Origin of the sequence: Burkholderia semiarida, from assembly GCF_029268935.1 — a bacterium.
Taxonomy (GTDB): Bacteria; Pseudomonadota; Gammaproteobacteria; order Burkholderiales; family Burkholderiaceae; genus Burkholderia; species Burkholderia semiarida.
In genome coordinates this window covers 2,187,608-2,199,546 of record NZ_JAHLCL010000007.1, presented here as the reverse complement: position 1 = coordinate 2,199,546, position 11,939 = coordinate 2,187,608, and the positions used below count along the sequence as shown (strand labels likewise).

Annotated in this window: 9 protein-coding genes, 4 tRNA genes and 1 pseudogene; all 14 read left to right on the top strand. The window is 60.0% G+C overall.

The annotated features are described in order from the left end of the window. Positions 1-650 precede the first annotated feature (650 nt). A pseudogene (locus KPB06_RS23230) lies at positions 651-1,137 on the top strand (transposase); the annotation flags it as partial. Between the two features lie 42 nt (positions 1,138-1,179). Then, complete coding sequence (locus KPB06_RS23225; protein WP_081066464.1) at positions 1,180-1,650, top strand: GNAT family N-acetyltransferase; 471 nt, start codon at positions 1,180-1,182, stop codon at positions 1,648-1,650. 591 nt (positions 1,651-2,241) lie between these two features. After that, positions 2,242-2,327 (top strand) — tRNA-Tyr (locus KPB06_RS23220). Between the two features lie 43 nt (positions 2,328-2,370). Next, positions 2,371-2,444 (top strand) — tRNA-Gly (locus KPB06_RS23215). A gap of 22 nt (positions 2,445-2,466) precedes the next feature. Beyond that, a tRNA-Thr gene (locus tag KPB06_RS23210) sits at positions 2,467-2,541 on the top strand. A 66-nt stretch (positions 2,542-2,607) separates the two neighbouring features. Continuing rightward, positions 2,608-3,798, top strand: coding sequence for an elongation factor Tu (gene tuf, locus KPB06_RS23205; protein WP_034209732.1), 1,191 nt, complete (start codon positions 2,608-2,610; stop codon positions 3,796-3,798). 59 nt (positions 3,799-3,857) lie between these two features. Next, positions 3,858-3,933 (top strand) — tRNA-Trp (locus tag KPB06_RS23200). Between the two features lie 42 nt (positions 3,934-3,975). Continuing rightward, a complete protein-coding gene (secE, locus tag KPB06_RS23195; RefSeq protein ID WP_006482892.1) occupies positions 3,976-4,356 on the top strand; it encodes a preprotein translocase subunit SecE in 381 nt (126 codons plus the stop codon). A 1-nt stretch (position 4,357) separates the two neighbouring features. Further along, positions 4,358-4,915, top strand: a complete 558-nt coding sequence (gene nusG / locus KPB06_RS23190; RefSeq protein ID WP_006400672.1) for a transcription termination/antitermination protein NusG — start codon at positions 4,358-4,360, stop codon at positions 4,913-4,915. 141 nt (positions 4,916-5,056) lie between these two features. After that, a complete protein-coding gene (rplK, locus tag KPB06_RS23185; RefSeq protein WP_006477201.1) occupies positions 5,057-5,488 on the top strand; it encodes a 50S ribosomal protein L11 in 432 nt (143 codons plus the stop codon). Beyond that, positions 5,489-6,187, top strand: a complete 699-nt coding sequence (rplA, locus tag KPB06_RS23180; protein WP_006482906.1) for a 50S ribosomal protein L1 — start codon at positions 5,489-5,491, stop codon at positions 6,185-6,187. A 307-nt stretch (positions 6,188-6,494) separates the two neighbouring features. After that, positions 6,495-6,992: a 50S ribosomal protein L10 gene (rplJ, locus tag KPB06_RS23175; protein ID WP_006482916.1), complete on the top strand. Its 498-nt coding sequence runs from the start codon at positions 6,495-6,497 to the stop codon at positions 6,990-6,992. Between the two features lie 63 nt (positions 6,993-7,055). After that, entirely contained in the window at positions 7,056-7,430 is a 375-nt protein-coding gene (gene rplL / locus KPB06_RS23170; protein WP_006482911.1) for a 50S ribosomal protein L7/L12, read from the top strand. A gap of 381 nt (positions 7,431-7,811) precedes the next feature. Continuing rightward, the gene (rpoB, locus tag KPB06_RS23165) at positions 7,812-11,918 is read left to right on the top strand and encodes a DNA-directed RNA polymerase subunit beta (RefSeq protein WP_034209726.1); all 4,107 of its coding nucleotides are present in this window, start codon (positions 7,812-7,814) and stop codon (positions 11,916-11,918) included. Positions 11,919-11,939: the final 21 nt, after the last annotated feature.

Below are 11,939 nucleotides of genomic sequence, written 5' to 3'. Positions count from 1 at the left end.
TGATAGTGCGGATTCCCGTGTGAAAGTAGGTAATCGTCAGGCTCCCTAAGCCAGAAACCCCCGCCCGACAAGGCGGGGGTTTTTGCATTTCGGCCGGCGAAAACAACGTCTCCATGGCAATGGCAAGAGCGGACAGGATGTCGCCGCTCCCGGCTCCCTTGCCGCATGTTCCTCGCGACTGTACTGCTCCGCCACAAGAGCCGCGACATTATTATCAAACGCCATTTTCGATCCAGCTCGCCGCATCTCGCCCTAAAGAGCCCTATCGGGGCGCGGCGCACGCTTGGCTTGCGGCAAGAAGCGAATCGACCCACGGGCCCGCTGTGCCGTGCGCGTATTGCGTGTCTGACAGGATCAACAATCGGCGCGATTCTTTTCGACGGTCGCTCGTTGGACCGTCCCGTACCGAGTAAATTTCTTCGATGAGCGAATAGGCGCTGTCGCCTACGCGGCCACCCATCGCAGGGATGTGTTCCCGTGTCGGCGCGTGCCGTATTCGGATCGCCGATCAGAGAGCTCCGCAAGGGAAGGTCGGCGTACCATGCTTCGCTCTTGAATCGCCGCTTCAGCTCAAGTTGCCGGGCAGCGCGCGTCGGATGTCGATGCACCGGCGCCATATATCGGCTTTATAACGACTTCGTAAGCGCGAGGTGGGAGTGGCTACGCAGCCGATGATCAATTTGATGCGCGACGCGCTGCTCGAGTCGGACGTGATCTACGGCGACGAGACAACCTTCCAAGTGCTGAAGGAGCCAGGACACAGGCGAAGAGTTATCTGTGGGCGCAGGTCAACGGCGCTAGGCCACAGTACGGATGTTCTCGTACTCGCAGGGCCGCGGCGCCCAGCACGCGCAGAAGCTCTATGCCGGCGTGCAGCCTGGCACCGTGCTGATGATTGACGGGTACGAGCTCTATAACGGCATCGCCCACGATCATCAACTCGTGCATCTGGGTTACTGTTCGTTGACACGGTTGCCCAGTGCGCAAGCCAGCGCCAACCTGTACTCTCTCGTCGAAACGTACAACGCGAACGGCATCAATCCGTATCGATATCTCGTCTGGCTATTTGCCAGGCTGCCGTTGGCCGAGACTGTCGATGACTACGCCGAGCTACTGCCTTGGAAATTATTGCCCTGACCTAAACTGAGCGATCGTACCGCTTACGAGCTTACATCCCTGATGAATGACAGTCTGGTGAACAGGGTCGCGCTGGTCCCCTTCGAAGAAAGCGCAACTGAAACGCAGGAGCTCTTCGCGCAATATGAGGCTGCGCTGCGCGATCACATCGATTCCGCGTTCGGTTGGGATGATGAGTTTCAACGGCGTCGATTTATAGAGTCTTACACTCGCTCTGATATACGATTGGTCAGAGTTGGCGCCAATACAGCAGGTTACGCGGTCGTCAGGATGCTAGACGACGCTATTCACCTGTCGCTTCTGATACTGAAACCAAGCTTCCAGCGACAGGGGATTGGAAAAGACGTTCTGACATCGCTGATGTCAGAGGCCGCGCGGACCGGAAAGGCCATCACACTGTCTTGCCTCCGCTCAAATTCGGAGGCTGTTGCGTTCTACGAATCGATGAAATTTCAAGTCACGTCTACCGAGGAACACTTCGTAAACTATCGATTTCCAAAACCTACCAAGTAGTTTCATCCGACGAAGCTGACTCCGGGTCGTGCGCACCTGCTGCGTTATTAGATGACCGCTTACGGTGCAACCACAAAAAGTGTCGTTCCAGAGAGGCGGGTGCATGGAGGTCTTTACCTGGGGTAGGCGGGCGACTCGAGACGGCCTCATGCCTTGTGGTGAAGCCGGCGAACGCAGCAGTAGTCGAAACCGGCGACGGAGCCGACAGCAATCGTCAGAAGGGGTGCGTCGTCGTCGGCTGCAGAGCCTTTATTTCACTCCGGAGGCACCGCGCCCAACCTCCAGGAGCAACCACCAGCCGGCTCGCCAAACTCGCCCGGCACGAAATTTGCGGAAAATTTGCGTCTACCCGCTTGGCATTGTGCGAAAGAGGCCGTATGATGGCGGTCTTTCGTTTTTAGCGCAGATGCAGATCGGCGCTGAAGGCGGAGTCTGACGAAGATGTGGTGCCGGTCGGCAACATCTCGCGCTTGCCTTAGCCGGGCAAGGGCGGCGATCGGCGGGAAGCAGAGGTCGGGAAGAAAGTGAAAATAATCTTCCGGATATGCTTGACAGGAGTGCGATGCACCCCCATAATCGTCAGTTCTCTACGGAGGGGTGCCCGAGTGGCTAAAGGGGGCAGACTGTAAATCTGTTGGCTTACGCCTACGTTGGTTCGAATCCAACCTCCTCCACCAAGATATCAGCGCAGTGAGCGGCAAGGAATCGTTAGTGGCCCGTGCGGGTGTAGCTCAATGGTAGAGCAGAAGCCTTCCAAGCTTACGACGAGGGTTCGATTCCCTTCACCCGCTCCAGACCGCTAAGTTGAAGCGTAGCGCCCATGTGGCTCAGTGGTAGAGCACTCCCTTGGTAAGGGAGAGGTCGGCAGTTCGATCCTGCCCATGGGCACCAGCAGTAAAAAGTCAGTGTCTTGTTTGCGCGCGGCGCAACCTGTGAAATTCCTTTTGGGAGTTGAAAATGGCCAAGGAAAAGTTTGAGCGGACCAAGCCGCACGTGAACGTTGGTACGATTGGTCACGTTGACCACGGCAAGACGACGCTGACGGCAGCGATCACGACGGTTCTGACGAAGAAGTTCGGCGGCGAAGCGAAGGCGTACGACCAGATCGACGCGGCACCGGAAGAAAAGGCGCGCGGCATCACGATCAACACGGCACACGTCGAGTACGAAACGGCTAACCGCCACTACGCACACGTCGACTGCCCGGGCCACGCTGACTACGTGAAGAACATGATCACGGGCGCGGCGCAGATGGACGGCGCGATCCTGGTTTGCTCGGCAGCAGACGGCCCGATGCCGCAAACGCGTGAGCACATCCTGCTGGCGCGTCAGGTTGGCGTTCCGTACATCATCGTGTTCCTGAACAAGTGCGACATGGTTGACGACGCGGAACTGCTCGAGCTGGTCGAGATGGAAGTTCGCGAACTGCTGTCGAAGTACGACTTCCCGGGCGACGACACGCCGATCGTGAAGGGTTCGGCGAAGCTGGCGCTGGAAGGCGACACGGGTGAGCTGGGCGAAGTGGCGATCATGAACCTGGCAGACGCACTGGACACGTACATCCCGACGCCGGAGCGTGCGGTTGACGGCGCGTTCCTGATGCCGGTGGAAGACGTGTTCTCGATCTCGGGCCGCGGTACGGTGGTGACGGGTCGTGTCGAGCGCGGCATCATCAAGGTCGGCGAGGAAATCGAAATCGTCGGTATCAAGCCGACGGTGAAGACGACCTGCACGGGCGTGGAAATGTTCCGCAAGCTGCTGGACCAAGGTCAGGCAGGCGACAACGTGGGTATCCTGCTGCGCGGCACGAAGCGTGAAGACGTGGAGCGTGGCCAGGTTCTGGCGAAGCCGGGTTCGATCACGCCGCACACGCACTTCACGGCTGAAGTGTACGTGCTGAGCAAGGATGAAGGCGGCCGTCACACGCCGTTCTTCAACAACTACCGTCCGCAGTTCTACTTCCGTACGACGGACGTGACGGGCTCGATCGAGCTGCCGAAGGACAAGGAAATGGTGATGCCGGGCGACAACGTGTCGATCACGGTGAAGCTGATCGCTCCGATCGCGATGGAAGAAGGTCTGCGCTTCGCGATTCGCGAAGGCGGCCGTACCGTCGGCGCCGGCGTCGTCGCCAAGATCATCGAGTAAGCCAGTTATTCGTTGATCGACAGTTTTGGGGCTGGCAGCAGCCGGCCCCAACATGGTTTAGGGGTATAGCTCAACTGGCAGAGCGTCGGTCTCCAAAACCGAAGGTTGGGGGTTCGATTCCCTCTGCCCCTGCCAAAAATCGCCACGTGTCCCACGTGGCATTTGTTTTAAGGTGTTATGGCGAATCCATCCGTCGAAACTGTAAATACCTCCGGCGATAAGCTGATGCTGGCCCTGGGCGTATTGCTGGTGTTGGCCGGATTCGTGGGCTTCTTCTGGCTGGCCAATCAGCAGTGGTATGTCCGCGGTGCCGCGTTGGCGGTAGGTATCATCGCCGGCGTGGCCGTCGGGCTGATGTCCGCCCCTGGCAAGAGCCTCATCGCGTTTGCCAAGGATTCGTACAAGGAAGTCCGGAAGGTCGTATGGCCCACCCGCAAGGAAGCAACGCAAACCACACTCGTCGTGTTCGGTTTCGTGCTCGTGATGGCGATTTTCCTCTGGTTGAGCGACAAATCGATCGAATGGGTGATTTTCTCGGCGATTCTGGGTTGGAAATGATATGAGCGATACTCCGGCATCCCCGAGCGGAAAGCGTTGGTACGTCGTGCACGCCTACTCCGGTATGGAGAAGAGCGTGCAACGCGCGCTTCAAGAGCGCATCGAACGTGCTGGCATGCAGGACAAATTCGGTCAGATCCTGGTTCCGACCGAAGAAGTGGTCGAAGTCAAAGGCGGCCACAAGGCTGTGACCGAACGTCGTTTCTTCCCTGGCTACGTGCTGGTGGAAATGGAAATGACGGACGAAACGTGGCACCTCGTGAAGAACACCGCGAAGGTCACTGGTTTCGTCGGCGGTGCGCGTAACCGCCCGACCCCGATTTCCCCGAAGGAAGTCGAGAAGATCATGTCGCAGATGCAGGAAGGCGTCGAAAAGCCGCGCCCGAAGACCCTGTTCGAAGTCGGCGAGATGGTGCGTGTCAAGGAAGGCCCGTTCACGGACTTCAACGGCACCGTCGAAGAAGTCAACTACGAGAAATCGCGCGTGCGTGTGTCGGTCACCATCTTTGGCCGCTCGACCCCCGTCGAACTCGAGTTCGGTCAGGTCGAAAAAGTTTGATCCCGATTCGGTGGGCAGCCTCGGCTGCCCACCTTCGCGCTTACGGCCCGCGTCATGGCCGTTGAGGAGCGTCAGTAGCCAGCGGCGAAAGCGCGTTATCACTCACCGAACGCCTTCTCCGGCGTTCCAATGAGGTTTCAAATGGCAAAGAAGATTATCGGCTTTATCAAGCTGCAGATCCCTGCAGGTAAAGCCAACCCGTCGCCGCCGGTTGGTCCGGCACTGGGCCAGCGCGGCCTGAACATCATGGAGTTCTGCAAGGCGTTCAACGCGCAGACTCAAGGCATGGAGCCGGGTCTGCCGGTGCCGGTGGTCATCACGGCATTCGCTGACAAGAGCTTCACGTTCGTGATGAAGACGCCGCCGGCGACCGTCCTGATCAAGAAGGCGGCGAAGGTGGACAAGGGCTCGAGCAAGCCGCACACCGACAAGGTCGGTTCGATCACGCGCGCTCAAGCCGAAGAAATCGCGAAGACCAAGATGCCGGACCTTACGGCAGCTGATCTGGACGCAGCCGTTCGCACCATCGCTGGTAGCGCACGCTCGATGGGTATCACTGTGGAGGGCGTGTAAATGGCTAAGATCTCCAAGCGCCGTCAGGCATTTGCCGCCAAGGTCGACCGTCAGAAGCTGTACGCGATCGAAGACGCACTGAGCCTCGTGAAGGAATGCGCGAGCGCGAAGTTCGACGAGTCGATCGACGTCGCAGTCCAGCTCGGCATCGATGCGAAGAAGTCGGACCAGGTCGTTCGTGGTTCGGTCGTTCTCCCGGCAGGTACGGGCAAGTCGGTTCGCGTTGCCGTGTTCGCGCAAGGCGAAAAGGCCGAGCAAGCTCGTGCAGCCGGCGCGGAAATCGTCGGTATGGAAGACCTGGCCGAGCAGATCAAGGCTGGCCAGATGGACTTCGACATCGTGATCGCTTCGCCGGACACGATGCGTATCGTCGGTACGCTCGGCCAGATCCTCGGCCCGCGCGGCCTGATGCCGAACCCGAAGGTCGGTACGGTCACGCCGGACGTCGCAACCGCCGTCAAGAACGCGAAGGCTGGTCAGGTGCAATTCCGTGTCGACAAGGCCGGTATCATCCATGCGACCATCGGCCGTGCATCGTTCGAGCCGACCGCGCTGCGTTCGAACCTGTCCGCGCTGATCGAAGCGCTGCAGAAGGCAAAGCCGGCAACGAGCAAGGGCGTGTACCTGCGCAAGATCGCACTGTCGAGCACGATGGGCGTCGGCGTGCGCGTCGACCAGGCTACGCTGGCAGCACAGTAAGCAAGTATTCGGGCCGCTTCGCTCGCGAAGCGGTCCACATGGGCTTTGGGCGGTTGTTCGTGCAGCAGGGCGGGCAACCGGTTATCAAAGACCGTTGGTGGGGCGCAGCAGTCAGGTGATCCCTTAATTCAAGCCAACGCAGATGGCGAACCCGAAAAAGTTTTGCAGTGGTGAAGCCGCAGGCCGCGAAGCGATTCGCGGCATGAGGTGGAAATACTCCTAACGAGGTCGGACGCCGTTGTTGAACGAGGTACGTGAGGTTTCGCCATACCGGCAAGGCCGAACGTATCGTTTCTGGAGGCTAACCGTGCCGCTTAATAGAGAAGACAAGCAAGCCGTCGTCGCTGAGGTTTCCGCGCAAGTCGCGAAGGCCCAGACCGTTGTGCTGGCTGAGTATCGTGGAATTGCGGTTGGCGATCTGACCAAGCTGCGCGCGCAAGCGCGTGAGCAAAAGGTTTACCTGCGCGTGTTGAAGAACACGCTGGCGCGTCGCGCTGTCGAAGGTACGCCGTTTGCTCCGCTGGCAGAGCAGATGACTGGTCCGCTGATCTACGGCATCTCGGAAGATGCAATTGCCGCTGCTAAGGTCGTCAACGACTTCAGCAAGAGCAATGACAAGTTGGTCATCAAGGCTGGTTCGTTCGATGGCAAGGTGATGGACAAGGCTGGCGTGCAAGCGCTGGCAAGCATCCCGAGCCGCGAAGAACTGCTCTCGAAGCTGCTGTTCGTTATGCAAGCGCCTGTTTCGGGCTTCGCGCGTGCTCTGGCCGCGCTGGCCGAGAAGAAGCAAGCGGAAGCTGCGTAAGCGAACGTGCATCAGCGTCATTGATCGCTGGCTGTATCCGAATTCAATTTAGGAGTATTTCAAATGGCAATCGCAAAAGAAGACATCCTGGCAGCAGTCGAAGGGATGACCGTTCTGGAACTGAACGAACTGGTCAAGGCATTCGAAGAGAAGTTTGGCGTGTCGGCAGCTGCAGTGGCAGTCGCTGGCCCGGCAGGCGGCGGCGCTGCTGCTGCTGCAGAAGAGAAGACCGAATTCACGGTCGTCCTGGCTGAAGCCGGCGCCAACAAGGTTTCGGTCATCAAGGCCGTTCGCGAACTGACGGGCCTGGGCCTGAAGGAAGCGAAGGACCTGGTTGACGGTGCACCGAAGCCCATCAAGGAAGGCGTCGACAAGGCTGCTGCTGAAGAAGCCAAGAAGAAGCTGGAAGAAGCTGGCGCGAAGGTCGAAGTCAAGTAAGTTTCGGCGCGCTGTGCGAAGGCTGGCGGTATTTTCACCGCCGGCCTTTTTGTGCTTTGTGGGGACGTTATTCTGGCACTCATTCGGGAGCCCGAATAATCGGCCCCAGAAGCCAAAGAAAACCGCCTGATCGTTGTGATGCATCACTCACGATTGGCGGTTCTCTTTGTCTTCTGAAGCGACTGCAGAAGGCAAGTTTGGTCGGGTAGCGGGCAACACAGGCATCCGCTGCCGTCAGCCAGCGGTTGGTAGCGGCCAACCACCAAGCTTCTCGGCTCGTTCAAGCCGTCGAACGGCCATCGGGTCTCAGTCGGTGAACACTCGGGTTTGAAACGTCCAGGTATTCCGCCTCGATAGCACCCGCCGTGATTCGGAGATCGTATGCAATATTCCTTCACCGAGAAGAAGCGCATTCGCAAGAGTTTCGCGAAGCGCCCCATCGTTCACCAAGTTCCGTTCTTGCTGGCTACTCAGCTTGAATCATTCAGCACGTTTCTGCAAGCCGATGTGCCCGCGACGCAACGTAAGCCCGAGGGTTTGCAGGCCGCGTTCACGTCGGTATTTCCCATTGTTTCGCACAACGGTTTCGCGCGCCTCGAGTTCGTGAGCTATGCGCTGTCGTCGCCGGCATTCAACATCAAGGAATGCCAGCAGCGCGGCCTGACGTACTGCTCCGCGCTGCGCGCGAAGGTCCGCCTCGTCATCCTCGACAAGGAATCGCCGAACAAGCCGGTCGTCAAGGAAGTGAAGGAGCAGGAAGTGTACATGGGCGAAATTCCGCTCATGACGCCGACGGGCTCGTTCGTCATCAACGGCACCGAGCGTGTCATCGTCTCGCAGCTGCACCGTTCGCCGGGCGTGTTCTTCGAACACGACAAGGGCAAGACGCACAGCTCGGGCAAGCTGCTGTTCTCGGCACGGATCATTCCGTACCGCGGCTCGTGGCTCGACTTCGAATTCGATCCGAAGGACATCCTGTATTTCCGCGTCGACCGTCGCCGCAAGATGCCGGTCACGATCCTGCTGAAGGCCATCGGCCTGACGCCGGAACAGATCCTCGCGAACTTCTTCGTGTTCGACAACTTCACGCTGATGGACGAAGGCGCGCAACTCGAGTTCGTGCCCGAGCGCCTGCGTGGCGAAGTCGCGCGCTTCGACATCACGGATCGCGACGGCAAGGTCATCGTCCAGAAGGACAAGCGGATCAACGCGAAGCACATTCGCGACCTCGAAGCCGCGAAGACCAAGTTCATCTCGGTGCCGGAAGACTATCTGCTCGGCCGCGTGCTGGCGAAGAACGTCGTCGACGGCGACACCGGCGAAGTGATCGCGAGCGCGAACGACGAAGTCACGGAAAGCGTGCTCGAGAAGCTGCGCGAAGCGGGCATCAAGGACATCCAGACGCTTTACACGAACGATCTGGACCAGGGTCCGTACATCTCGTCGACGCTGCGTGTCGACGAAACGACCGACAAGACGGCCGCGCGCATCGCGATCTACCGCATGATGCGTCCGGGCGAGCCGCCGACCGAAGAAGCGGTCGAGGCGCTGTTCAACCGGCTGTTCTACAGCGAAGAAGCGTACGACCTGTCGAAGGTCGGCCGCATGAAGTTCAACCGCCGCGTGGGCCGCGACGAGATCGTCGGCCCGATGACGCTGCAGGACGACGACATCCTCGCGACGATCAAGATCCTCGTCGAGCTGCGTAACGGCAAGGGCGAAGTGGACGACATCGACCACCTCGGCAACCGTCGCGTGCGTTGCGTCGGCGAACTGGCGGAAAACCAGTTCCGCGCCGGTCTCGTGCGTGTCGAGCGCGCGGTCAAGGAACGCCTCGGCCAGGCCGAAAGCGAAAACCTGATGCCGCACGACCTGATCAACTCGAAGCCGATTTCGTCGGCGATCCGCGAGTTCTTCGGTTCGTCGCAGCTGTCGCAGTTCATGGACCAGACCAACCCGCTGTCGGAAATCACGCACAAGCGCCGTGTTTCCGCACTGGGCCCGGGCGGTCTGACGCGCGAGCGTGCAGGCTTCGAAGTCCGTGACGTGCACCCGACCCACTACGGCCGCGTGTGCCCGATCGAGACGCCGGAAGGTCCGAACATCGGCCTGATCAACTCGCTCGCACTGTATGCGCACCTGAACGAGTACGGCTTCCTCGAGACGCCGTACCGCAAGGTCGTGGACGGCAAGGTGACCGATCAGATCGACTACCTGTCGGCGATCGAGGAAGGTCGCTACATGATCGCCCAGGCGAACGCCGCGATCGACGAAGACGGCCGACTGATCGACGAACTCGTGTCGTCGCGCGAAGCCGGCGAAACGATGATGGTCACGCCGGACCGGATCCAGTACATGGACGTCGCGCCGTCGCAGATCGTGTCGGTGGCAGCGTCGCTGATCCCGTTCCTCGAGCACGACGACGCGAACCGCGCACTGATGGGTTCGAACATGCAGCGTCAGGCCGTGCCGTGTCTGCGTCCGGAAAAGCCGGTCGTCGGTACGGGCATCGAGCGCACCTGCGCGGTCGACTCGGGTACGACGGTTCAGGCGTTCCGCGGCGGTGTGGTCGACTACGTCGACGCAGGCCGTATCGTGATTCGCGTGAACGACGACGAAGCGGTCGCGGGTGAAGTCGGTGTCGACATCTACAACCTGATCAAGTACACGCGTTCGAACCAGAACACGAACATCAACCAGCGTCCGATCGTGAAGATGGGCGACAAGGTCTCGCGCGGCGACGTGCTGGCCGACGGCGCCTCGACGGACCTGGGCGAGCTCGCGCTCGGCCAGAACATGCTGATCGCGTTCATGCCGTGGAACGGCTACAACTTCGAGGATTCGATCCTGATCTCGGAGAAGGTCGTCGCGGACGATCGCTACACGTCGATCCACATCGAAGAGCTGAACGTCGTTGCACGCGACACGAAGCTCGGGCCGGAAGAAATCACGCGCGACATCTCGAACCTGGCGGAAGTCCAGCTCGGCCGTCTCGACGAATCGGGCATCGTGTACATCGGTGCGGAAGTCGAAGCAGGCGACGTGCTGGTCGGCAAGGTCACGCCGAAGGGCGAGACCCAGCTGACGCCGGAAGAGAAGCTGCTGCGCGCGATCTTCGGCGAGAAGGCTTCGGACGTGAAGGACACGTCGCTGCGCGTGCCGTCGGGCATGAGCGGGACGGTGATCGACGTCCAGGTGTTCACGCGTGAAGGCATCCAGCGCGATAAGCGTGCGCAACAGATCATCGACGACGAACTGAAGCGCTACCGTCTCGACCTGAACGACCAGCTGCGCATCGTGGAAGGCGACGCGTTCCAGCGTCTCGCGCGCATGCTCGTGGGCAAGGTCGCGAACGGCGGTCCGAAGAAGCTCGCGAAGGGCACGAAGATCGACCAGGCTTACCTGGAAGACCTCGACCATTACCACTGGTTCGACATCCGCCTCGCGGACGACGAAGCGGCGGCGCAGCTCGAAGCGATCAAGAACTCGATCGAAGAGAAGCGTCACCAGTTCGACCTCGCGTTCGAAGAGAAGCGCAAGAAGCTCACGCAAGGCGACGAACTGCCGCCGGGCGTGCTGAAGATGGTCAAGGTGTACCTCGCGGTGAAGCGCCGTCTGCAGCCTGGCGACAAGATGGCGGGCCGTCACGGTAACAAGGGTGTCGTGTCGAAGATCGTCCCGATCGAAGACATGCCGTACATGGCCGACGGCCGTCCGGCAGACGTCGTGCTGAACCCGCTCGGCGTGCCGTCGCGGATGAACGTGGGTCAGGTTCTGGAAGTGCACCTCGGCTGGGCCGCGAAGGGCCTCGGCTGGCGTATCGGCGAAATGCTGCAGCGTCAGGCGAAGATCGAGGAACTGCGCGCGTTCCTGACGAAGATCTACAACGAGTCGGGCCGCCAGGAAGATCTGGAAAGCTTCACCGACGACGAGATCCTCGAACTCGCGAAGAACCTGCGCGAAGGCGTGCCGTTCGCGACGCCGGTGTTCGACGGTGCAACCGAGGAAGAAATGGGCAAGATGCTCGACCTCGCGTTCCCGGACGACATCGCCGAACAGCTCGGCATGAACCCGTCGAAGAACCAGGTCCGCCTGTACGACGGCCGCACGGGTGAAATGTTCGAACGTCGCGTGACGCTCGGCTACATGCACTACCTGAAGCTGCACCACCTGGTCGACGACAAGATGCACGCGCGTTCGACCGGCCCGTACTCGCTCGTCACGCAGCAGCCGCTGGGCGGTAAGGCGCAGTTCGGTGGCCAGCGTTTCGGTGAAATGGAAGTGTGGGCACTCGAAGCGTACGGCGCGTCCTACGTGCTGCAGGAAATGCTGACGGTGAAGTCGGACGACGTGACCGGCCGGACGAAGGTGTACGAAAACCTCGTCAAGGGCGATCACGTGATCGATGCAGGCATGCCGGAATCCTTCAACGTGCTCGTGAAGGAAATCCGCTCGCTCGGTATCGATATCGATCTCGACCGCAATTAATCGGACTACGGAGAGAAAGCA